Annotated in this window: 16 protein-coding genes; 14 read left to right on the top strand and 2 right to left on the bottom strand. The window is 62.5% G+C overall.

All coding sequences use genetic code 11. The annotated features are described in order from the left end of the window. The first annotated feature begins 85 nt into the window (after positions 1 to 85). The 6 genes from OPIT5_23955 (at position 86) to OPIT5_23930 (ending at position 8,674) form a co-directional block, all read left to right on the top strand. A complete protein-coding gene (locus OPIT5_23955; GenBank protein ID AHF92789.1) occupies positions 86 to 1,069 on the top strand; it encodes a hypothetical protein in 984 nt (327 codons plus the stop codon). A gap of 45 nt (positions 1,070 to 1,114) precedes the next feature. Beyond that, complete coding sequence (locus tag OPIT5_23950) at positions 1,115 to 2,395, top strand: oxidoreductase (protein AHF92788.1); 1,281 nt, start codon at positions 1,115 to 1,117, stop codon at positions 2,393 to 2,395. An 11-nt stretch (positions 2,396 to 2,406) separates the two neighbouring features. After that, positions 2,407 to 4,422: a glycoside hydrolase gene (locus tag OPIT5_23945; GenBank protein ID AHF92787.1), complete on the top strand. Its 2,016-nt coding sequence runs from the start codon at positions 2,407 to 2,409 to the stop codon at positions 4,420 to 4,422. 2 nt (positions 4,423 to 4,424) lie between these two features. Next, positions 4,425 to 5,276 (top strand): hypothetical protein, encoded by an 852-nt coding sequence (locus OPIT5_23940; GenBank protein AHF92786.1) that lies wholly within the window; start codon positions 4,425 to 4,427, stop codon positions 5,274 to 5,276. A gap of 35 nt (positions 5,277 to 5,311) precedes the next feature. After that, entirely contained in the window at positions 5,312 to 6,901 is a 1,590-nt protein-coding gene (locus OPIT5_23935) for an ABC transporter substrate-binding protein (protein ID AHF92785.1), read from the top strand. A 294-nt stretch (positions 6,902 to 7,195) separates the two neighbouring features. After that, complete coding sequence (locus tag OPIT5_23930; GenBank protein AHF92784.1) at positions 7,196 to 8,674, top strand: glycoside hydrolase family 20; 1,479 nt, start codon at positions 7,196 to 7,198, stop codon at positions 8,672 to 8,674. A 453-nt stretch (positions 8,675 to 9,127) separates the two neighbouring features. Here OPIT5_23930 and OPIT5_23925 read toward each other — a convergent pair whose 3' ends face one another. Next, complete coding sequence (locus OPIT5_23925; protein ID AHF92783.1) at positions 9,128 to 9,343, bottom strand: hypothetical protein; 216 nt, start codon at positions 9,341 to 9,343, stop codon at positions 9,128 to 9,130. 332 nt (positions 9,344 to 9,675) lie between these two features. Continuing rightward, on the bottom strand, positions 9,676 to 10,701 hold the full coding sequence (locus tag OPIT5_23920) for a LacI family transcription regulator (GenBank protein ID AHF92782.1): 1,026 nt from the start codon (positions 10,699 to 10,701) through the stop codon (positions 9,676 to 9,678). Positions 10,702 to 10,877: 176 nt separating this feature from the next. Here OPIT5_23920 and OPIT5_23915 point away from each other — a divergent pair, with 176 nt between their 5' ends. The 8 genes from OPIT5_23915 to OPIT5_23880 all read left to right on the top strand — a co-directional run bounded on the left by OPIT5_23915 (position 10,878) and on the right by OPIT5_23880 (position 22,609). Beyond that, positions 10,878 to 11,897 (top strand): LacI family transcription regulator, encoded by a 1,020-nt coding sequence (locus OPIT5_23915; protein AHF92781.1) that lies wholly within the window; start codon positions 10,878 to 10,880, stop codon positions 11,895 to 11,897. A gap of 426 nt (positions 11,898 to 12,323) precedes the next feature. Further along, positions 12,324 to 14,801 (top strand): glycoside hydrolase family 42, encoded by a 2,478-nt coding sequence (locus OPIT5_23910; GenBank protein AHF92780.1) that lies wholly within the window; start codon positions 12,324 to 12,326, stop codon positions 14,799 to 14,801. A 20-nt stretch (positions 14,802 to 14,821) separates the two neighbouring features. Then, on the top strand, positions 14,822 to 15,487 hold the full coding sequence (locus OPIT5_23905; GenBank protein ID AHF92779.1) for an N-terminal cleavage protein: 666 nt from the start codon (positions 14,822 to 14,824) through the stop codon (positions 15,485 to 15,487). A gap of 437 nt (positions 15,488 to 15,924) precedes the next feature. Continuing rightward, positions 15,925 to 16,425, top strand: coding sequence for a hypothetical protein (locus OPIT5_23900; GenBank protein AHF94721.1), 501 nt, complete (start codon positions 15,925 to 15,927; stop codon positions 16,423 to 16,425). Positions 16,426 to 16,511: 86 nt separating this feature from the next. Next, on the top strand, positions 16,512 to 17,252 hold the full coding sequence (locus tag OPIT5_23895; protein ID AHF94720.1) for a hypothetical protein: 741 nt from the start codon (positions 16,512 to 16,514) through the stop codon (positions 17,250 to 17,252). 134 nt (positions 17,253 to 17,386) lie between these two features. Further along, the gene (locus tag OPIT5_23890) at positions 17,387 to 20,923 is read left to right on the top strand and encodes a hypothetical protein (protein ID AHF92778.1); all 3,537 of its coding nucleotides are present in this window, start codon (positions 17,387 to 17,389) and stop codon (positions 20,921 to 20,923) included. A 104-nt stretch (positions 20,924 to 21,027) separates the two neighbouring features. Next, positions 21,028 to 21,699, top strand: coding sequence for an N-terminal cleavage protein (locus tag OPIT5_23885; GenBank protein ID AHF92777.1), 672 nt, complete (start codon positions 21,028 to 21,030; stop codon positions 21,697 to 21,699). A gap of 82 nt (positions 21,700 to 21,781) precedes the next feature. Then, entirely contained in the window at positions 21,782 to 22,609 is an 828-nt protein-coding gene (locus OPIT5_23880; GenBank protein ID AHF92776.1) for a hypothetical protein, read from the top strand. The last annotated feature ends 84 nt before the right edge of the window (positions 22,610 to 22,693 follow it).

Genomic DNA, 22,693 nt, shown 5'->3' with positions numbered 1-22,693 from the left:
TTTACTTCAAATGATTAAATGATCATAAAAATTCAAACCTGAATACAGATTGACACAATTACAGTACACCGGCAGTAATTATTTCATGCGCCGCAATATTTACAGGCACCTCCTTCCAATTTTCCTCTTCACTTCTTTCGCGGCTCCGCTTTCCGCTGCCTCACCGGGCGGTCTCGGCATGTGGGTCTGGCATCGGGAGGAGGTCGTCGAGCCCGCCCGCCGCGCGGAGTTGCTCGCCTTCAGCCAGCGGCACGGCATCGACCTGCTCCTCGTGCAGATCCGCTACACCGGCCGCGGCGAAGCCCGCGCGATGACCGACACCGCCGCCATGAGCGCCCTCCTCCGCGAGGCTCGCGCCGCCGGCATCCGGGTGGAGGCGCTCGACGGCTCCGCCGAAATGGCCTTCGAGGCGAACCGCCCGGAAACGTTGCAGGCGCTCCGCTCCCTCCTCGCCTTTCACAAGGCCCAGCCCCCCGGTGCCGGGTTCGCCGGCATCCACTACGACATCGAGCCCTACCTGACGCCGCGCTGGAAAAACGGCGACGAACCCGGCGTCATCCGCGAAACGCTCGACACGATGGCGGCGATCTACCCGCTCGTCAAAGCCGCCGACCCCGCGCTCACCGTCGCCTACGACATTCCCTCCTGGTACGACAGCCACGAGCGGCTCGTCGTCGCCTACAACGGCGCAAAGAAAAACTTCCATCAACACATCCAGGATCTTTCCGACTACATCGGCGTGATGTCCTATCGCCGCAAGGCCGTCGGCCCCAACTCCGTGACGTACCTCTGCACTGCGGAACTCGCCTATGGCCGCAAGATCGGCAAACCCGTTTATCCGTCTCTCGAAACCGTCGAACTCAAGGACGAGCCGCAGATCACCTTCTACGGCCAGCCCGCCGCCGATTTTCTCCGCACGCTCGACGAGGTCCGCTCCACCCTCCGCAGCGACTCCGCTTTCGGCGGCGTCCTGCTCCACCAGTATCGCACCCTCCGCCTCCTCCTCGAGGGCGGCAAGGGCAAGCCGTCCGCCATACCGGCCGCGCAGGACAAGGCTCCCGCCCGCTAACCGCTAACCCGCTGGCTGCACCCACCTCCTCTCCGCTCCCGCCATATGAACGCCGCGCCTCTCCGCACCGCCATCATCGGCCTCGGCGGCTTTGCCGGTTCGCATCACGAAGCGCTGCTGCGGCTGGAGGAGAACGGCGCGGCCCGCCTGGTCGCCACCTGCGATCCGCGTCCCGACGCATTTCCGGACGAATGCCAACGCTGGCGGTTTCGCGAACGCGGCATCCGTGTGTTTGCCGACCACCGCGCGATGCTCGACGCCAGCCTCGCCTCTCCCGGCGGTCTCGATCTTGTCGTCATCCCCACCCCCATCGCCCTGCACGCGCCCATGCACCGCGACGCCGTCGAACGCGGCGTCGCCGTCTACCTGGAAAAACCGCCCACCCTCGATCCCGGTGAGCTGGAGGCGATGATCGCCTGCGACCGCCGCGCCGCCAAAACCACCCTTGTCGGTTTCAACTTCATCATCGAGCCCGCGCACCTCGCCCTGAAATCCCGCCTCCTCGCCGGTGAATTCGGCCGCCTTCGCGAAGTGCGCCTGCTCGGGCAACGCCCCCGCCCCTCCGCCTACTTCCGGCGCAACGCCTGGGCCGGCCGCCTCCGCTCCCCCGACGGCCGCCTGCTCCTCGACTCCTGCCTGGCCAACGCCATGGCGCACTACGTCCACAACGCCCTCTTCTGGGCCGGCCCCCGCGCCGTCCTCGACTGGGCTCCGCCGGCCGGCGTGCAAGCCTCGCTCTGGCGCGCGCACGACATCGAGGGCGCCGACACCGTCTTCGCCCGTGTATCCACTCCGGACGGCGTCACCCTTCGCCTCGCCCTCACCCACGCCCTGCACGGTATCGACACGCTTTGCGAGACGCTCGTCACCGACGAGGCCCGCATCGACTGGGTCGCCAGGTCGCATTACGCGATCACCTGGCACGACCACCGCATGCCCCCCGAACGCCGTCCCCTCCCCTCCTTCGATCTCCTCGCGGCCAATCATCTCGATTACCACCGCTATCTTCGGGGCGAGACCTCCCGCCCCTCGACCCGCCTCGAAGACTGCCGCCCCTTCGTCCGCCTCAACGCCCTCTGCTATCTTTCGGCCGGCACGATCGCGGACTTTCCCGCCGCCCTCCGCCACCCTCGCCACGACGACGCCGGCCAGGAATTTTTCCATATCGACGGACTCGACGACGCCATGCGCGCATTCCTCGAAACCGGCGCCTGGCCCCGCCTTCACACTGTATCCGCCGCACCCCGCACCGCCACGCCGGCCGATTCCGGCAACCTTTCCGGGGCTATCGACGCCCTCCTCACGGCCACACCCGCCTTGCCCTGACCTTGCCAATCATGAAACCAGCCCTTCTCGACGAAGAAATCCACTCCACCGCCGCTCCGGCCACCGCCCCTGCTCCGGCTCCCGCCGCTCCCTCCCGGCTGGCCTTCCCCGGCGGCGTGCCCGCCGAACTGACCCGCGGCCTCGCCGCCATCACCGGGATGTTTCCCGAACGCTTCGTCCTCCCTCCCGGCCACGCCGCCGGCAGCTCCGTCCTTTCCGTCCGCTTCCGGCCAACGGTCCCCGCCCGCCCTGCCGCCCGCGCCGGATCCCTGTCGATAAAAGTCACCTCGCCCGGTCACATCACCATCGACTATGCGCGCTCCACCGATGCCTTCCGCGCGCTCGGCATCCTCATGGGCCGCATCGAAAGCGGCCAGCCGCTGGCCGACACCACGGAGAGCGCCGCCTTTGACACACTCGGCGTCATGCTCGACGTGTCGCGCAACGGCGTCCTGCGCGTTCCCGTCATCGAGCGGATCATCCGCCACCTCGCGCTCATGGGCATCAACCAGCTCATGCTCTACACCGAGGACACCTACGAGATCCCCGGCGAACCGCTCTTCGGCTACTTCCGCGGCCGCTACACGCAGGAAGACCTGCGCCATATCGACGACTACGCCGCCGCCCTCGGCATCGAGGCCGTCCCCTGCATCCAGACGCTCGGCCACCTCGAACAGGTGCTCCAGTGGCCCCCGTATCGTCCTCTCCAGGACACCGGCGGCGTCCTCCTCGCCGGCGACGCCGGCAGCGAGGCGCTGGTGGAAAAAATGATCGCCGCCGCCTCCTCCCCGTTCCGCTCGCGCCGCATCCATATCGGCATGGACGAGGCCCACGGCATCGGTTCCGGCCAGTACCGCTTCCGCAACGGCCTGCAACCCCCCTTCGAGATCCTCGCCACCCACCTCGAACGCACCGCCGCCATCTGCCGCCGCCTCGGCCTCGCCCCGATGATCTGGAGCGACATGTATTTCCGCCTCGGCTCGCGCACCAACGGATACTACGACCGCGCCTCCGTCGTCCCTCCCGAGGCCGCCGCCCGCGTGCCCGCCGACGTGCAGCTCGTGTACTGGGATTATTACCACACCGACCCGGAGTTCTACGACGACTGGATCGCCCGCCACCGTGCCATGGGCAAGGAGCCCGTCTTTGCCGGCGGTGTCTGGACATGGAACCGCCCCTGGGCCGCGCTCCCCCATTCGTTCGCCACCCTCCGCGCCGGCATGCAGTCCGCCCGCGCCAACGGCCTGCGCGAGGCCTTTGTCACACTCTGGGGCGACGACGGCATGGAGTGCGACGTGCTTTCCGCGCTGCCCGCCATCCAGTTTTTTGCGGAGCTCGGTTTCGCCGCCACCTCCGCTCGCGCCGAAGCGCAGGTCTCCGCGCATTTCCTCGGCAGTTGCGCCGCCAGCAGCGAGGCCTGGATGGCCGCGAGCGACCTCGACTGCACGCCCGGCTCCGGAGATCCCGGCGAGGTCAACGCCAACCCGGCCAAGTGGCTGCTCTGGCACGATCCGCTGCTCAACTTCCTCGACAAACACATCCCCGAAGCATGGCCGGCCCACTACGCGCAGCTCTCGCAACGCTGTGCGGAGCGGGCCGGCCGCTCGCCCGGCGACGCCCGCCTCGGCTACGTCTCCCGGCTCGCCGCCGTGCTCTCGCACAAGGCCGCGCTTCACCTGTCCTTGCGTCACGACTACATGGCCGGCGACGCCGCGGCCCTGCGCCGCGCCGCCGTCAAGACCGTTCCCGCTCTCCGCGACGAAATCCGCGCGCTCTGGCAAGCCCACCACGCGCTCTGGCACGAGCTCTACAGGCCGTTCGGCTGGGAAGTCATCGAACGCCGCTACGGTGGCCTCCTCCTCCGGCTCGAAACCCTGCAAACCCGGCTCGACGCGTGGCTCGCCGCGCCCGGCGCCCACCCGATCGAGGAACTCGCCTGCCCGAGCGAAACGGTTTACCCGGCCCACACCGCCCACAACCTCACGCTCACCCATCACCAGGCCGCCACGCCCAGCCGCATCCAGTGAGCATGCCCGGCCGTCTCCAGATCTCCGCCCGCCTTCGCCTGCTCGCCGCGCTCCTCCCCGGCGTCGCCTTCCTCTCCGCCGCATCCGCACCCGCGCCCGCTGCTGCCGTGGCATGGGACGACGTCGCCCGCGGCCTTTTTCACGAAGCCCACCAGGCCTTCGCCGCCGCCGGCGACACCGGTGACACGGACCGCGAGACCCGGCTCGGCACGGCTCTCACGCTGCTCCAGCTCCAGCCGAAAACCGACGCCAACATCCGCCGCGCCGCGACACTCCTCACCCGCCTCCACGAGGAAAACCCCGGCGACGAGACCGGCCTCGCCGCCCTCTATTACCTCGGCCGCATCGAGCACCTTCACCGCACGCCCGCCGATCCGGAAGCCGCGGCGCGCTATTATCGCGAGCTGATTTCCACCCGCCCCGATCATCCCCTCGCCGGCCAGGCCCGCGTGAAACTCGCGCTCATCGAGCTGTACCGCTCCGGCGGCCGCCCCGAAGATCGTGCGCAGACCGTCGCTCGCCTCACTCCGCTCGCCGACCGCCAGCCGGATGCCGCCTCGCGTCGCGATCTCCATCTCGTGCTCGGCGAAGCCGCCCTCCGTTTCGGGCTCGGCTCGCAACTCGCGCTCGACCACTTCCGCGCCGCGCTCGACGCCGGCATCCTCCGCGCCACCCTGCGCGCCGACGCCCTCGTGCGCTGCGGCGAGTTGGCCCGCGAGCTCGGCCATGCCGACGAGGCCCGGCGCTATTACGAAACCTTTCTCGCCGACTTCCGGCGCGATGTCCGTCGCCGCACGATCACCGAAACCCTCGCCGCGCTCTCCTCTCCCGCGGCCCTCGCCGCCGCGCCATGACGACCCGCTCCGCCTCGCGCCTTCGCCTCGCGCCCCTGGTCGGCCTCGCCCTCCTGCTTGGCTGCTTTGCGTTCGCCACGCTGCGCGTCTGGCAGCACGGCCGGTCCGGGCAACCCGCCGACGGCCGCATCGTTGTCCGCTTCGCCCACTGGCAACTCGAATCCGGCCTGCGCGACGCGCTCGACGCGCTCGCCCGCGAGTACGAAAGCCTTCATCCGGGCGTCCGCATCGAACAGGTGCCCATCCCCAAGCGCACCTACGCCCAGTGGACCAAAACCCAGCTCGTCGGCGGCACCGCCACCGACATCATCCAGATCGACCGCAATCTCGACGACGAGACGCTCTCCCGCTTCTACCGGCCCGTCACCGCCGACGTCGCCCTGCCCAATCCCTACAACCACGATACGCCGCTCGCCGGTATCCCCTGGCGCGATACGTTCATCGACGGCATGTCGGGCAATTTCAGTTACCGCCCCAACCTCCTCGACTACTACGGCGTCCCTCTCTCGATGTTCACCGTGCGGCTCTACTACAACCGCGACCTCTGGCGCCAGTTGCTCGGCGACACGCCGCCGCCGGCCACGTACGACGGGTTCATCGCCCTCTGCGAACGCATCCGCAAGATCGCCGCCGACACCGGCTGCAACGTGATCCCGATCGCCGGCTCGTACGACAACGGCCCCATCCTCATCAACAAGATGGTTTCCGGCCAGACCCAGCGCCTCTCCCGCCAGATCGACCAGACGCGCACGCTCATGCCTGCCGGCGCCGAAATCGGCCTCGCCTGGCTGCGCGGCGCGTGGAACGCCGACACGCCCGCTTTCGCCGACGCTCTCGCCATCGCCCGCGAGACCAGCCTCACCATGCAGGCCGGCTACGAACAGCTCCGGCACGAAGACGCCACCTTTTACTTCGCCCAGAACCGCGCGCTCATGATCGCCACCGGCAGTTGGGACCTCCCGGTCTATCGCACCATCTGCCCGTTCACGATCGGCGTCTTCGACGTGCCGCTCCCCGCCCGCGACCACCCGCACTACGGCCGCAACATCCTCGGTCCGCCCTCCGAAGCCGGCAACAGCACCGGCATGGCCTTCGGCATCACCCGCCAGTCGCCCCACCCGGACGAGGCGCTCGATTTTCTCCGTTTTCTCACCTCCTTCTCCGGCAACGCCGCCTTCTGTCGTGCCAGCGGCTGGCTGCCCTCGGTTATCGACATCCAGGTGCCGGAAAGCGTCGCTCCCTTTCTCCCCGTCGTCGACGGCTATGTCGCCGGCTTCGATTTCTCGCTCGGAACGCTCGGCGCCTCCACCACCCTCGTCATGTCCAACCGCATGACGCTCCTTGTCCAGCCCTCCGGCTCCGTCGCCGCGTTCCAGGCCGCGCTCCGGTCCGCGCTCACTCCCGCCATTCGCGAAGACCTGCGCCGCGTCTCGCGCAACACCCTCCGCAACCTCACCCGGCAGGATGTCCTCCTCGCCGGCCAGCTTGCCCTCGGCCAGCGCGACCCCGCCGGACCCGACGCCGCCCGCAAGATCAGCGAACTCGAGGAAGCCCAGAACCAGCAGGAGTCCCTCCGCGCCTGGATCGACCATGAACTCGACCGCAACCCGAGCAATGATCCCTGAATCCACGATCCGGTTACACAGAGGACACGGAGAAGGCGCAGAGCCCGGGGAGGACCACCCCGCTGAATTACTTTACACAAAGATCGCGAAGACCGCGAAGTGTATGAATACTGATCCTTTGCGCTCTTTGCGATCTTTGTGTAAAAATCCGGAGATTTCAGGACGTTGGTATCATTCATCCGGGAAGGGTGTGTCATGATCGTTGTGGCCTCCCTGCCCTCGACTTTTCCCGCGACGGGAAAAGTGCCCTCCCTGTGTCATCCGCGTAATTGAATCAAAGCACCCACCCATTCCATGACCACCTTCGCCCGCACCGGCCTCCATATCGACTTCCGCATCCAGGTCATGCCCATGCCCGCGCTCCGCGCGCTCGCCCGGGAGGCGGCCTCCCTCGGACACAACACGCTCATGATCGAATGGGAAGGCGCGTACCCGTTCGACAAACACGCCCTCATTTCCAATCGCTACGCGTACACCCGCGAGGAACTGACCGGCTTCATCGCCGAATGCACCCGGCTCGGCCTCGATGTGATTCCCCTCCAGCAGTGTTTCGGCCACATCGAATACATCCTGCAACACGACCGCTACGCCCATTTGCGCGAGAGCGACGCCGACATCTGCCAACTCTGCCCCTGCAAGATCGACGAGGCGCTCGCCGTCTTCACCGACATTTTCCGCGACATCGCCGCCACCCATCCCTCGCCCTTCATCCACATCGGCGGCGACGAGACCTACCTGCTCGGCCACTGCCCGGCCTGCCGGGCCAAGGCCGAAAAACACGGCAAGTCGCGCCTCTACGTCGATTATTTCAAACGGGTCGCCGACCTCGTCGTCAGCCTCGGCAAGCGTCCTGTTCTCTGGGCCGACATGCTCCTGAAAAATCCGGAGGCCGCCGCCGACATGCCGCGCGGCAGCGTGTTCGTGGACTGGAATTACGGCTGGCCCGTGAACCATTTCGGCGACCTCGAAAAACTCCGGAGCACCGCCGGAAAGGCCGGCTTCGAATTCTGGGGCGCCCCCGCCCTCCGGTCCTCGCCCGACAACCACGCCCTCACCTGCTGGCGCACGCATTTCGACAACCTCCGCGACTTCCTGCCCTTCGCCCGCGACGCCGGCTATCGCGGCATGATCCTGACCTCGTGGTCCACATCGGGTGTTTACGGTTATCTGCGCGACAAGCCGGGAGAATTCATCGACATCCTTCCCATACGTCGCGTGTATCCTGCTTCCGGATTCGGAATCCTGCAGCAAGCCTTCCGCGCCGCGCTCGACACCACCGCCGCCGGCCAGTCTTTTTCCCCCGAAGCGTTTGTCATCGACTACGCCCGCACCCGCTTCGGCCTCGACGACCGCGGCGGCCGTGCTCTCTGGCGCGCGCTCAACGCCGATGCGACCCCCGTCAGCCCGGGGGTCAATCTGGCTGCGCTTCACCGCTCCGCCCGTACGGCTTCACGCCTGCTCGCCGGCCTGCGCCCCCGCCGCCATGCCACGGAATTCGCCCACCTGCGCCTGATGGCCGATCTCCGCGAATTCCATCTCCGGTTCAAGATTGCCGAGTCGCGGCTCCAGTCCGCGTGGTTCACCGCCGCGCGTCGCCCCGCGGCCGCCCGCCTGCTGGCGGGGCTGCTGAAGGAATCCGATGCGCTCGACCGCCGTTTCGCCCGGCTCAATCGCGGTTTCCTGTACCCCGAAGAAATCGTGGAAGAGGCCCGCTACCGCTCCGCCCGCCTCCGCCACCTCCACGCCCGCCTCGCCCGCGCCGGACGGGGCTGATCGATTCGACAGGGTTTCCGGGAACCCCTGAAAAAATGCTTTTTGACCGCGAATAGACACAGGTTGGCTGCGCCCGAACCAAAGGATAGCCCACGAAACACACGAAAGGACACGAAAAGAAAGACAGAAAACCGATGGTTCGTTTTTCGTGTCATTTCGTGTGTTTCGTGGGCCGGATTCATGGAGATCGTTTCGCGGATTCCGGAAAAGCAACTTGCACCACAGAGGAAGGGAGCGGGCGCAGAGGCGGCTTCGCCGCGAGTGGAGGGTGGAAATCTCAGGCTTTCTCCCCCCGCTCCCATCCTCCGTAGTGCAATGATTCAGTGTGCTCACAGAAAACCGCGTGAACATGGGCTGGCGAAAATGCAAACCCGGTAAAAAAATCCGTGAAACTGCCCTGAAAAATCGTGCGCGGAAGCGCATGATTTCGCTCGGTACGGATGCGTTCCGGATTCAAACCGGGATAGCCACAAAAAACACAAAATTCCCTTCTGTCCGGCGGGAACCTCCCGCGCGCTTATAAGCGCGATGGAGGATTTCATGCGCGGCGTGTTTTTTCGTGTTTTTCGTGGCCATCCTTCTCTCTTCGGTTGCGGCACAGCCGCCCCAGGTCATCCGTGGTCTGGTTTTCGCATCTTTTTGCGGCCATCCAAAACAAGCCCGCCCCATAGGGGAATCATGCTTTTCCATGCACGGTTTCTCAGGGTAGTTTCACGGATGGGCTGCGCCAAAACCAGGCCTGGACGAACCAACCGCGTACCGGGCGAAGCGACAGCCTGCCATGAACGCGAATAGACGCGAAGGAAGTGGCAAGGCATGGTTTGAATCCGTGATAATCCGCGAAATCCGTGGTTAAAAAACGACTACAGCTTTATCCGAACCGCTCCAAATGTGATTTTGTTGTGTTTTTATTCACGTCCATTCGCGTCCATGGCAGGCTGTCGCTTCGCTCGGTACGCGGTTGGTTTGTTTTTCAATTTTCAGGAGTTCCCTTCCGCGCCTCACGGCGCCGTGTTGCGCGGCACGAACGGCTGGCCCGGAATGCGAAGCTGGATACGTTGCGCCCGTTTGCTCCTGATCATCTTCAACGCCGCCTTCGCAATCTCCGCCCCGATTTCCTCGCACGGTTCGGGCGCGCTCGTCAGGCTGATCGACTGATGGCTGCTCGTGAGAAAATCTCCCATCGACGCGAGCGCCACCTCCTCCGGGATGCGCACCCCCATCTCGCGGATTTTTTCGAGAAGACGCAGCGCCAGTGCATCGTTCAGGACGAACAGCGCGTCGGGACGATTCCTCGCATTCGAAGACCCCAGCAACCGTGCCACCGCCTCCGTCGGCACCACGCCCGACTTCTCCCAGATGATCCAGTCCTCCCGCAAGGCGATACCCGCCTCGCCCAGACAATCGCAGTAAGCCTGGTAGCGCGCCAGCGTCATGGTGGTGGGGTGAGTCGGTCCGACAAAGGCGATCCGCCGCCGCCCGGACGCCAGCAGGTGCTCCATCACTTCGCGCGCCGCCTTGCCCGAATCCCACGCCACGTAGCTCGCCTCCGGCAAGTCGGGCAGCGTGTCGCTCAGGAGCAGCAGCTTTTGTTTCTGCGCCATGAGTTTTTTATAAAAATCCCGGCTTTCCGGCAGCGGCAGGCAGATCAGCGCATCCACCTTGCGCTTCAGGAGCGACTGCACCTCGCGCTCCTCCCGCGCCTTGTCCCAGAGATGCACGCTGATCAGCGGCATGTAGCCGTGCCCGTCCAGCACCCGCAGCATCCCCTTGAGCACCCGGTCCGCCCAGTTGTCTGACAAGTCCGCGAACACCACCCCGATGCTGTCCGTCCGCTGGCGGCGCAGCGTGGAGGCGAAAAAATTGGGCTGGTAGCCCAACTCGTCCGCTGCCGCCCGGATGCGCTCGACCGTGCTTTCGGAAATTTTCATCTCCGGCCCGCGCCCGTTGAGGGCGTAGCTGACAGTCGCCGCCCCCAGGCCAAGATGACGGGCAAGCGCGGCAATGGTGACTGTTTTGGAACTCATGCGTGGATCAAGTGAATGGATTCAGTTTTTGCCCACCCTAAACCCCCGCGGCCCGGATGCGAGACATTCGATGCGTATCCAGGAAAAAATACGCAGCATGAAAAATCCGGACGAAGAAACATTGCATCCTCTGAAAACCCGGCAACAAGTCTCGCCCTCCGAACCCGTAAAACCGGATGACCGCCAAACCCGTCACCATCACCGCCCTCGCCCGTCACCTCGATCTCTCCATCGCCACCGTCAGTTACGCGCTCAACGGGCGCGGACGCGAAATGAAGCTCCCGGAGGCCACCATCGAGCGCGTGTGCGCCGCCGCCAGGCAGATGGATTACCGGCCCAACTTCTTCGCCCACAATCTCCGCCGCAAGCACACCGACACCGTGGGCGTCATCTTCGCCGCTCTCGACGAGAACTGGGCGCACCGCGTCCTCTGGGGCATGACCCGCGTTTTTGACCGCGCCGGCCTCACTCCTCTCCTCGGTGTGCACTTCTGGGATCAGGCGCGCGAAGAACGCGAAATCCACTCCTTCCTCCAGCGTCGCGTCGACGCCCTCATCTGTTTCCCGCAGCCCGAGAACCTCGACCTCTATCGCACCCTCATTCGCCAGAAACAGAAGCTCATTCTCCTCGGAGACACCCTGCCCGACCTCCCCGAGGCCAGCTACGCCGCCTGGGATTCCGGCGAGGCCGCCAGGGTCGCCATCCGCCACCTGCTGGCCTCCGGACGCAAGCGCATCGCTTTTGTCGGACCCGACCCGCGCATGACGATGACGAAGGCGCGCTACCAGGCCTACCTCGATTGCCTCGCCGAGGCCGGCCTCCCGCTGCGCGAGGACCGGGTCGTGTGGGCCAGGTCCGGCGAGATTCCCCGCGACGCCGTCGTCCGCCTCGTGTCGCAACCCGCCTCCCGGCCCGACGCCCTCTTTGTCGTCAACGACGGTCTTGCCCTTCCCCTGCTGGAGACGCTGACGAAGGTCGGCGTCAAAATTCCCGACCAGATTGCGGTCGTCTCGATGGGCGACCTGCTCGCCAGCGGCCACGAAGCGATCGGGCTGACGAGCATGCACGAACCCTGCGAGGAGCTCGGCGAGGCCCTGGCCGGCGCCGCGCTCACGCTTATCCGAAAACCGAATACCAAACCCCTCCATCTGCTCATCCCCGGCAACACCCTCACCCGCCGGAAAACCGCTCCGTAAAGCGCGATGAAAGAGCAGGCGCCGAAGCAAGAAGTGACGACCCCCGGCCGTTGCGACGGCGCGCAGTGCCGCCGGTAACGGGAGCGATTGCCTCTGGATGATGGCGAATCGCTCGCCGCGCTTCGTCTGCAACGGCTAAAAGCCGTCGCTCCGTGAAAAAATACCTCCTCCAGATTCCGGAAAATCGGGCATTGACTTCCAAAGACTGAATGCATTCAGTCTTTCCTGCCGCAGTTATCTTGACCATCCATGCCATACCTCGTCGCCATCCTTTGCCTCTTCCCTGTCGCCCGGATTCTCACCGACTCGGCCCCTTCGGTTCCGCCCAATAATGAAAATTTTTATTCAATAGCTTAAACACTTAACCTGCAACCCGCCGACTCCCTCACCCGTCGATAGATGCGTTTACCCTCCTTTCAAGGCCCCATGCGTTTTCGCCTCGCAATCCTCCTCTTTCTTTCTGCTGCGATTCCCCGTATTGCTCATGCCACGGAAATCGATGCCGGCATTTACCAGGCGCCTTTGCTTCTCTCATCGCAAACGACCACTTCCTGGGCTCCCACTCAAAAGGATTGTGCCGCCCTTCGCTCCTGGTCCCCCAGTCCGGTCGCTCGTGAACTCAAATACCAGGGCACTGCCGATGCCTGTGCCGAATTGCGGGTATCCAGGGGTCCTGTTGTGGCCATCCTCGGCACTCGCAGTCCCGTTGCCGATACCACACTTGAATTTGAATACCGCATCCCCGACAGCATCAGCGCCCGCGAAATCAACATCAACCTCCGCACCACCGACAACAGCAAGCTCTACGGCCTCCGCCTTCCTCCCGCTCCTGTCGGCCAATGGCAGCGCGAAACACTCCCGCTTGCCAGCATTGTCGGCGGCGATCTCTGGCGCCTGAGCGCGCTTCGCACGGCCTCTTCCATTGAGCTCGCGCTTGTTCCCAGCCAAGGCCCTGCCGCAATCCAGTTCCGCTCCATCACACTCACGCGCCATATTTCTCCATGGGGATCGTTACCCATTCCCCAACTTATCAGCCTTCCTGCCTCCGGTGCGCAACGCACCTTTTCGATCACTGCCACGCCCCGCCAATCCTGGCTCCAGATCATCGCTTCCACCCCGGTTGAGGTCATCGTCAATGGCCATAACCTCGGCCAGGCTGCGCTCAAAAACCAGGATGCCTCGAAGTGGCCGTCCGTCCCCCTTCCCGTCGCCAGGGAATTCTCCATCGACGGCCTCCTGCGTACCGATAATGAAAATACTGTTGTCATTCGCCCCGCCTCCACCCTCTCCGCGACAACACCCGCTTCGACCCTCCAGATTCTCTGCGCTCTCGGCTACGATACTCCCGATACCCGTTGTATCATCGTCTCCGATTCCAACTGGACAACCCTTCCCGCGCCCGCCCTGAACAACTCCGCCGGCACGCTCCCGCCCACGCCCCTCATCGCACGGACCTACAAGGGCAACGAGCCTGCCCGCTGGGGACGCATCCCCGACATCTATCCCCTCCGCGAGCCACAAGCCTGGAGCACACGCTCCACACCATCCCCGATCCGGAACACGTTGGCCTCTCCATCCCGGGCCCCCGTCTCCGCATCCTCCACTCCCTGGCGTACCGCCGCACCCGGCACCGGCCAAAACCCGACCACCCGCTGGCAACTTGTCACGCCTGCCGGTCATTCCCTGTATTTCCTGGGCATCCAGACCCTCGGCCTCCTCCCCAACATCAACTACCGCCATTACCGTTCCATGATGGAACGCTATCCTGACGAGAGCCATTATATCGACGACACCCTCGCGACGGTCAGCCGGCTCGGATTCAACGGCATCTCTCCCGCCGCCACCACTGCTCCCTTTCACCGCGCCGCCCGCCAGGCCGGGCTTTATCACTTCCAGTACCTCGGCCCCGAAGCCGGCGGCCCCTGGCTCAAAAATCGCGCCGGTCGTGAGGAGCGCCATCTTGCCGATCCGTTCGACGAAGGCTGGCGCGCCCGTTATCGCGCCGAAGCCCGCCGCTTCGCCGCCGAGTGGGGCAACAACCCCGCGCTCATCGGCCTTTTCGTCAACAACGAGATCCCCCTGGATGGTTCTGTCAACGGAGGCAGCGTCATCGGCTACATCTATTCCCCCGCCTGCCGCGCCGCCTTCGTCCGCTGGCTTGCCGATCGCTATGGCAACGACCTCGAAAAGCTCCGCGCAGCCTGGGCTCCCGAGCTCCCGGCCTCTGCCAGCCTTTCCGACTTCACCGCCGCTCCCGATCTCGACCCCGCCTCCGCCCGCAAGACGCCTTCTCCCAAAGTTGTGGCCGCCGAGGACGGCCACGCCGCCCCCCGCCAGGCGGCCCGTGTCCGGGGCATCGTGGAAACCGATCTCTACGACTTCGCCGTCTATGCCATGGGCATCTACGCCGGCTTCATGCTCGAAACCCTCCGGGCTGAACTCCCCGGGAAACTCATCGCCTCCAACCGTTTCATGGGGAACGCCACCGACGAGATGCTCGCCGCCTGGAAAAACTACGACCTCATCGCCTGGAACGCCTATCCCTTCAGCAAATGGCAGGCCGCCACCTACAGCCCCGCCCAGCTCGACATCCTTCGCCGCGTCCACCGCATCACAGGCCGCCCCGTCATCATATCCGAAACAGGACTACAAGCCCTCGATGCCCGCCTTCCCAATCCCACCGCCACCCTCTACACGCAGAAGCAGCGTGGTGAAGAATACGCCAACCTTCTCCGCCAGGTTTACGACCAGCTTCCCTTCGTTGTCGGCTTCATTCTCTTTGGCTGGCAAAACCTCTCCGACACCGAACGTCAGTCCTGGGGGATCGTTGACGACGCCGGCAACCCCTACACGGACTATTTCACCGCCGTCGAACGCGCCAACAAAGCCCTCCTTCGTAACTAACCCTGCAAAACCTCCCCGCCATGAAAAGCCACCCAGGACAAAACCGCCCCTCCACGCGCACCACCGTTCGCGCAGCCTTTACGCTGATCGAGCTGCTCACGGTCATCGCCATCATTGGTATCCTCGCCGCCATTATCATTCCGACTGTCGGCAAGGTCCGCGAAACCGCGAAAAATGCCACCTGCATTTCCAATCTCCGCCAAGTCGCAACGGCGATGCTTCTTTACGCGGAAGATAACCGTCAGGTGCTGCCAACCTCCGCCGCAGGCTCCGAAAACTGGATATTCGATCTGACGGGTTATTACATCCCCCGGCGCACGAGCTACATTGGCCAGCAATTGGCCAGTCTGCCCACTGCCGGTTCCGGGCAGAAAAGCATTTTCCTTTGCGAAACCAATATCCGCAGTGTGGGCGCCCCTCCTTCGGGAGCCGCAAGCACCTACGGCATGAATCACAACCTCTCCAAGCTCAGCCTCAACCGGAGCCTGCAAACATCCCGTCTCGTTCTCGCCGGAGACATGGCGCTCTATAACAACAACTGGGAACTCCGCATGCAGCCCGATGCCGTGAATCGTCTGCCGGGAAAAGTTCACAACAACAAATATCACTTCGTGTTCCTCGACGGGCATGCGGCTGCCCAAGCCGATTATCCCACCGACGCCAACGATGTTTTCTGGGTCCCCTGACCTCTCTCCCCACACGCAGGGGCGATCATGACTTACTTCCCGAAAAGCCAGCCAGTTTATCCGGCACTGAAAACCGTCCGATTCCAACAACATCATCAACTCATCCAAAACGCATGAAAACTCGTATCCAAAAGATAATTGCTCGCTCGTTGTCCCTTTGCCTGGCAACCGCCTTGCTTGGCGCTTCGGCGCAGGCCGCCACAACGCTGGTGATTCTTGAAGACACCTTTACCGCACCCTATTCATGGGGCGGCTACCTTACTGGACGCACTCCCGATACTTCTCTTCCTGGCACTACGTGGACCTGCGTCTGGCTTGAAAGCTCCAACACCAACAGCCAGCCATTTGTCCATAACAGTAACGTTGTCCGCACCCTATTCAATGGAGCCGGATATATCGACATTTCCAGCACAGGCAGCTATGCAAAGCCGACCACTATGACCATTAGTGCGGATCTGACGATCAACGGACTGACAGGCGGGAGCACCAACGGCATTGGACTGGGATTCTTCTCCTCATCCCCCGCCCAGGCCGGCGGCCAGTCCATTGTCGGCTTCACGGGCCTTGTTTTAAGCCCCGACGGAACCCTCAATCTCATGAGCAATGGAGTCGGCGTCACCGCTTACACGGCTCCCATCCCCGGATTCGCCACGACGACAACTTACAATCTCTCCTATTCCATCGATACCACGACAGGCGGCATCACCAGCGTCAGCCTGAACGGCTCTGATCTCGGCAGTATCTTCAGCAGTGTCACAGGCATCTTCACCGACTCCGCCACCGTGTATGCCGGTTTTTTTGGTCGTTCCAACGCATATGGCTCCACTGGCATCATCGACAATTTCAAGCTCACCACCGTCATCCCTGAAGCCAGTGCGATCTGGCTGATTGCCCCCGCCTTCGCCTTCGCATTGATGCTGAAACGCCGCCGCAAGTAACACATCCTCGCATCACACGGTCCGTGTCACCGCATTCGGTGTTGCGGACCGTTTCCCACAACGCGCCACCTCCTCACACAAAACCGATGAAACCACTCCTCACCCTCTGCATTGCCACCACCCTCCTCGCGTCCGTAGCGACCCACGCCGAGACCATCATCTTCCAGGACGACTTCACCACCGCCAACGGCAAAGCCGCCCTCCTCAACACTCACCGCCCGGCCACCTCCATCAACGGCACCGGCTGGCAATTCACCTCCGCCAGCGACAAACCCAACACCGAACCCTACATCCATCAGGACGGCACGGTGCGCACCCGCTTCAACGGAGCCGGCTATGTCAGCCTTGCCTCCACGGACGCCTACACCAAACCCGCCACTCTCACCCTTCAGGCCGACCTTACGCTCAACACCCTCGACGGTCCTGCCGCCGCCGGAGCCGGCATCGCTCTCGGCTTCTACAAAGCCACGCCCCTCCCCCGTGGCAACGAAACCACGGTCAATTTCCTGGGCCTGATCATCGACCAGGCCGGCAAGCTCAGCCTCATCGACAGCTCGGTGACCAACGCGAAAAAAATCCACGCCAGCGTTGCCCTTCCCGACTTCGACGCCACCAGGCCCGTCACTCTCCGCTACACCATCAACACCACCACCGGCGGCATTACCAACGTCACCTGCGACGGCGCGGATTACACCGCTGCCTTCCAAAACGTCACTGGCCTTTTCACCGACTCGGCCACCCATTACGCCGCCTTCCTTGGACGCGCCAATTCCAAACCCTCCGCTTCCGCCAACGTGGACAATTTCCGCGTCACCACTGCGGACTGACTTCGTTCTCTCTAGCAGCACAGCCCGGGCTGTGTCCGTGTTGTAGTGTCCATGTCAATCGCAGCGCATGCGAGTGCTCCGGGAGCCCCGACATGCGCTGTTTCCCGGCCCCCTCTCCATAAGATTTCCATTCGATGACCCATCCGTTCCCATTCCCGCGCACGCTCCTGTTTGTCATGTCCCTCATGGCTGTGTTCGCTGCGCCTCATCACGGCGTTGCCGAGACACAAGGTGCGGGCACTGCGTTCTGGATCTGGTATCCGGAAAAACCTGCCGACAAGACCTCCCGCTACTTTCGCAAGACCATCCATCTCGATGCGCCCGTCGACACCGCCATCTTCCACTTTGCCGCCGACGACTTCGCCTTTTTTTACATCAACGGCAAACCGGCCTCACCAGCCGGTTTCGGACTCGGCAACAAAAAATACGACCTCAGCCGCCAACTCACCCAAGGCGCCAATCTCCTCGCCTTCAAGGTGGACAACTCTCGCGGTGACGCCGGCCTCCTCGCCTACGGGGAAATCATCCTCCGGGACGGACGTATCCTGAAAATCGCGACCGACTCCACCTGGAAAACGACCGACACACTCCCGCCCGCCGCCGGCGACTCCTGGCTCACCGCCGCCTACGACGACTCCCGCTGGCTTCCCGCCCGCGCCCTCTGTGCTCCCGACGCCGGCCCCTGGCGTTCCCTCATCACCCCCGCCCTCTACAAGGACGACGGCATCACCTCCAACGCACGCACACCGATACCCCCTGCCAACCTCGGTCTCCTCACCATTGACGACTTCTCCGACACCTCCTCCTGGATGGGCGGCCCCCGACGCGGTCAGCTCCCCGGCAGCAACAACCCCTTCCCCTTCAGCTTCGGCTCCAGCCCCAATCCCGACCGCGACGACGGATTCACCGGTGAATTCGTGTTTCACTTCACCGAACCCGATGGCATTGCCCGCTTCGAAAAAAACGCGGCGAAACTCCTTCAAGTCGTCCCCGCCGCCATCGCCTTCTCCGCCAACCCCCTCGGCCACGAGGCCCTCGTCACTTTCGAATTCGTGGACAAACGAAACCAGCAAACCTTCAAAACCACCCCCGTCAGACTCACCGGCAACACCTGGCAACCGTATCGTCTCCCCATCAACTCCGACACGCTCCTCAATCACGACTCAATTCTCTACCCCATCGCCCTCCGCAACCTTTACATCGAGGTGAAAGAACCTGCCGCCGGCAAAATCCTCATCGACGATCTCGCCTACGAAACCGACATCACCCGCCACGGCGGCCCTCTCCATGCCCGACCCAACTACACAGGCATCGCTCGCGTTCCCGGCGCCCCCATCGAACTCACCTACCGCGTCCGCAACCGCCAGGCCCTTTCTCGCACCACCGACTGGACCCTGAACATCTTCAACGCCGCCAACCGGAAAATCCGCACCCTCACCGCTCGCGCCACCCACCCCGGAAACGCCCTCTCGACCCTCTCGTTCCGCCTTCCCGACAACACCCTCCCCAACGGCCCCTATCGCGCCGAACTCATCGCCAGCGACGCACCCGACGACCTCGCACACTTCGGCTGGTTTGGCGTATTCACTCCCAACGGACACCGTCTCAACCGCTCTCCCATGTGGTTTGGCATCGAAGACCAGGAAATCCGCAATGCCCCCGCCGAAACCGCCCTCCATGTTGACTGGATGCGTGCTCTCGGTGTCGATCTCGCCCGCAGTGGCATGATTGGCGGCATGCTCGAATCCATCCCCGGCACCCGGGTCGGTTTCGATGGATACGCAAAGCTCCTGCAGCCCTTTTTCGACGCCGACATCGACATCCTCATCGACTACGCAGGCGGCATCCCCCCCTGGACTTACCCCAAACCGGAATCCGGACGCTCTCTCCATACGTGGGACATCAATCTCTTCGGCGAACACATGACGCGTATCGGCCATTTCATCGCGCGCCATCCCCGCATCAAATACTTTGAGTTTCTCAACGAACCCGATCTTCCGCACTTTTCCACCCTCGCGCTTGACGACTACCTCGCCAGCCTCCGCACACTTTACCAGGCGATCAAGGCCGAAGCCCCCGCAGTCAAGATCACCACTGGCGGCGTAACCGTGGGCCACCCCCGCGCCACGCCCGGTTTCTCCAAGGGGATGTATCAGCAGGGCAAGGACTATTACGATATCGCCGCCTTCCACAGCCATGGCCCTCCCGACGACTACAAACGCTATCAGGACACCGTGAAAACCTGGCTCACCGAGGTCGGAAAAAACGTCCCTGTCGGCAACACCGAGGCAGGCTTCCGCTCCTACCAGGGCAATCACTCGCTCTTCATCAAACAAGCCGAAGTCCTCGTTCAGAAAATCACCATCGCCAAAGCCGCCGCCTCTGAATTCTACGTCTGGTTCATGCTCCAGGACTACTGGGACAAATACATCGATGCCGACGACTCCTTCGGCCTGGTCACCGTGGACAACCAGCCCAAGCCCTCCTTCCTCGCCTACAACGAACTCATCCGCCAGCTTGCCAACACCCGCCCCGCCGCCAATCCCGTCCAACTGGACCCTCGCCTCGAAATCCATCACTTCAGCGGCGAATGGGAAGACATCCTCGTCTGCTGGCCGCGCATCACCGGCAATGCCTTCAATTTTTCCATCAAAGCCACCTCCCCCGTCACGGTCATCGACCTCTGGGGCAATCAGCAAAAACTCACCCCGGTCCACGGCATGGTTTACATCAATGCACACGAGTTACCCTTTTACATCCGAAGTAGCACCAATTCCATCGCCCGGACCAGCCCCCTTGTCTCCATCGGTGCCGATAACATCATTGCCGCCGGCGAGACGCGCTCCCTTTCCCTCGAAGTGAGCAACCCTTATCCCCAACCCGTCAAAGGGACGCTCGTCTCCGGTGACATCACGAAATCCTTTGCCCTGAACAGCGCCGAAACCACCCGCATCCAGATTCCAGTTACCGTTCCCGCCACCGCCGCCGTCGCCCCGCACAGCCTGCATCTGGTTGCCAAGGTCGAAACCTCCGACGGTCAACCCGTTTACTCCGGCGAGATCGTCCTGCCCTACTTTGTCTGCCTCCCGGTCAAGGCTCCTGCCGGCACTCCCGGCGACACGCCTCAAATCACTCTCGCCACCATCGAACATGTTCGCGAGCTTGCCTTTGACCCAGGCACTCCCCGCTGGAGCGGTGCCGAGGACCTCTCCGTTCGCGCCCGCGTTGCCTGGGACAATCGAGGTCTCCACTTTGTATTCGAAATCCGCGATCAGGACATCTCCTTCCCTGCCAGCGGTCCGGACATCTGGCAAAATGACTGTCTGCAACTCGCCTTCCTCAGCGCCCGGGGCGACCAGACCGAAATTACCGTTTCCCGGGACGCCTCCACCCGAACACCCGAAATCTGGTGCCACATCTCCTCCCCCAAAAACCACACTGGCGAATGGGATGTTCCCGCGTCCATCGACACGGCCGAGGGCAAGATTGTTTACCGATTCACCCTTCCCTTTGAGAAACTCGGTGTCGCCGGCACGCGTGACGAACTCGTAAAAATGTCGTTCCTTGTTGCCGACAACGACGGCGGCAAACGTCTTCGCATCATGGAATGGGGCGGCGGTATCGAAGGCGGCAAGAACCCGACTTTATTCAACTGGCTGCGCCTGGACTGAATACCTCCATCGTCTCAACCAATCGCGCTCCGATATGTTCACTCAAGCACTTCTTCAGACTGATCAATGCACCATCGCAACCCCCTGAAACTACCCATATCCTCATGAAAACGACCACCCACCACAAGCGCCCCCGCGTCGCCTTTCCTGGCGGCTTCACCCTGATCGAACTCCTCACCGTCATCGCCATCATTGGCATCCTTGCCGCCATCATCATTCCCACCGTCGGCAAGGTTCGCGAATCGGCAAGGACGGCTGCCTGCCTGTCAAACATGCGCCAGATCGCAGCGGCCATGTTATTGTATGCCCAGGATAATAAAGACGCACTTCCTCCTGCCGACGATAATACCTGGCCCAACAACTATGTGGCGAAACTTACCGGTGCCGGGAATCCAAAAGGTCCCGATTACATTAACAGCCAGGGAAATATCTTTAATGTGAGCTCCGGAGTCCAAACCGTATTCTTGTGCCAGTCCAACATCAGGTCTGTCGCCACCCCTCGGGCCAGTGCAGCAACAACCTATGGAATGAACAACCGGGCCAGCAAGATAAGCATCAATACGGCTCAGCAGCATTCCCGTTTTTGCCTTTTGGGATGTTCCACCGGCCCCGATTGGGATATGCGTATGGAGCCTGACGGTCCAGCATGGCGTGTTCCCGGCAAGACCGCACACGGCAAATATCACTTCGCCTTCCTTGATGGGCATGCAGCCTCCCAAGCCTCCTATCCTGAAACCAGCAGTGATGATAATTTTGATACATTCTGGAAACCTTAGTCGCGCTGTTTATATCAAGAATGAATTTCAATAAACTCTGTCATGCCCGGACAGTAGCAGCCATAAACAAAGGCATAATCCAATGAAATCGAACAACCCGATCAAAAGATTCCTCCTCGGAGGAATTACTACATGCGCCTTGTTGGGCGCATTCGAGGCCCACGCACTCGCTGCTGTTGTCATTCATGATGCCTTCACGACAGGGACACTTGAAAAAGGGCTGAATCGCCAGCCGGACACAATCAATACGCTAAATCTTACCTGGTCGAGCGGCTGGCAGGGAAGCGGCACTCAAATCCCTTCTCTGGAAGACGGACGCCTCAGAACGGGATTCAATTCTTGGCATTACCTTGACATATCGAACTCTGCGACCCTGACCAAGCCAACCGAGATTACACTTAGCGCCGACCTGACTGTTAACAATATTGCTCAAAACAATAGCGGTGCCGGGGTTGCACTTGGTTTTTATTCTGCGACAACCATGGCCAGCGCACAGCAACATTTCAACGGTTTGATCCTTGAAGGCGAGTATCCGGCAAACACAGGAAGAATCTCCATCTGGATCAATGGAACTCGAATCGATGCCTACACCATCGCCGACTTCGATAAAGCTGCCAGCTACAATTTGAAATATACGGTCAATACCAGCACTGGCAGCATTACTTCCGTATATCTTAACGGTGCTGCGATTACGCTGAATTGGAAAACGCAAACCAACGCCGGTATTTTTACCGATGCGAACACCAATTATGCAGGCATATGGGGACGTTCAAATAATAGCGTGGATCAGTTTGGTTATATCGATAATTTCAAAATCGAAGGCGACTTTGTCGTGAGTCAGGTTCCTGAACCCGCCACTGTCGCCGCCTTTCGAATCGGAATTACTGCTTTTGCCAGTGGAATCGACTGACACCATGACTAACAGAGATCCCCTCACACGCTTTCGATGCCGGTTCCGGTAATTTTTCCCAAAATCTCCAAGAAACTTAACTTT

The organism is Opitutaceae bacterium TAV5 (assembly GCA_000242935.3).
GTDB lineage: Bacteria > Verrucomicrobiota > Verrucomicrobiia > Opitutales > Opitutaceae > Geminisphaera.
This window is presented reverse-complemented; position numbering and strand designations above follow the sequence as displayed.

Coding starts and splice junctions, on each gene's coding strand:
- OPIT5_23955 (AHF92789.1), top strand. CDS start 86: ATGCGCCGCAATATTTACAGGCACCTCCTTCCAATTTTCCTCTTCACT.
- OPIT5_23950 (AHF92788.1), top strand. CDS start 1,115: ATGAACGCCGCGCCTCTCCGCACCGCCATCATCGGCCTCGGCGGCTTT.
- OPIT5_23945 (AHF92787.1), top strand. CDS start 2,407: ATGAAACCAGCCCTTCTCGACGAAGAAATCCACTCCACCGCCGCTCCG.
- OPIT5_23940 (AHF92786.1), top strand. CDS start 4,425: ATGCCCGGCCGTCTCCAGATCTCCGCCCGCCTTCGCCTGCTCGCCGCG.
- OPIT5_23930 (AHF92784.1), top strand. CDS start 7,196: ATGACCACCTTCGCCCGCACCGGCCTCCATATCGACTTCCGCATCCAG.
- OPIT5_23925 (AHF92783.1), bottom strand. CDS start 9,343: ATGGGGCGGGCTTGTTTTGGATGGCCGCAAAAAGATGCGAAAACCAGA.
- OPIT5_23920 (AHF92782.1), bottom strand. CDS start 10,701: ATGAGTTCCAAAACAGTCACCATTGCCGCGCTTGCCCGTCATCTTGGC.
- OPIT5_23915 (AHF92781.1), top strand. CDS start 10,878: ATGACCGCCAAACCCGTCACCATCACCGCCCTCGCCCGTCACCTCGAT.
- OPIT5_23910 (AHF92780.1), top strand. CDS start 12,324: ATGCGTTTTCGCCTCGCAATCCTCCTCTTTCTTTCTGCTGCGATTCCC.
- OPIT5_23905 (AHF92779.1), top strand. CDS start 14,822: ATGAAAAGCCACCCAGGACAAAACCGCCCCTCCACGCGCACCACCGTT.
- OPIT5_23900 (AHF94721.1), top strand. CDS start 15,925: ATGACCATTAGTGCGGATCTGACGATCAACGGACTGACAGGCGGGAGC.
- OPIT5_23895 (AHF94720.1), top strand. CDS start 16,512: ATGAAACCACTCCTCACCCTCTGCATTGCCACCACCCTCCTCGCGTCC.
- OPIT5_23890 (AHF92778.1), top strand. CDS start 17,387: ATGACCCATCCGTTCCCATTCCCGCGCACGCTCCTGTTTGTCATGTCC.
- OPIT5_23885 (AHF92777.1), top strand. CDS start 21,028: ATGAAAACGACCACCCACCACAAGCGCCCCCGCGTCGCCTTTCCTGGC.
- OPIT5_23880 (AHF92776.1), top strand. CDS start 21,782: ATGAAATCGAACAACCCGATCAAAAGATTCCTCCTCGGAGGAATTACT.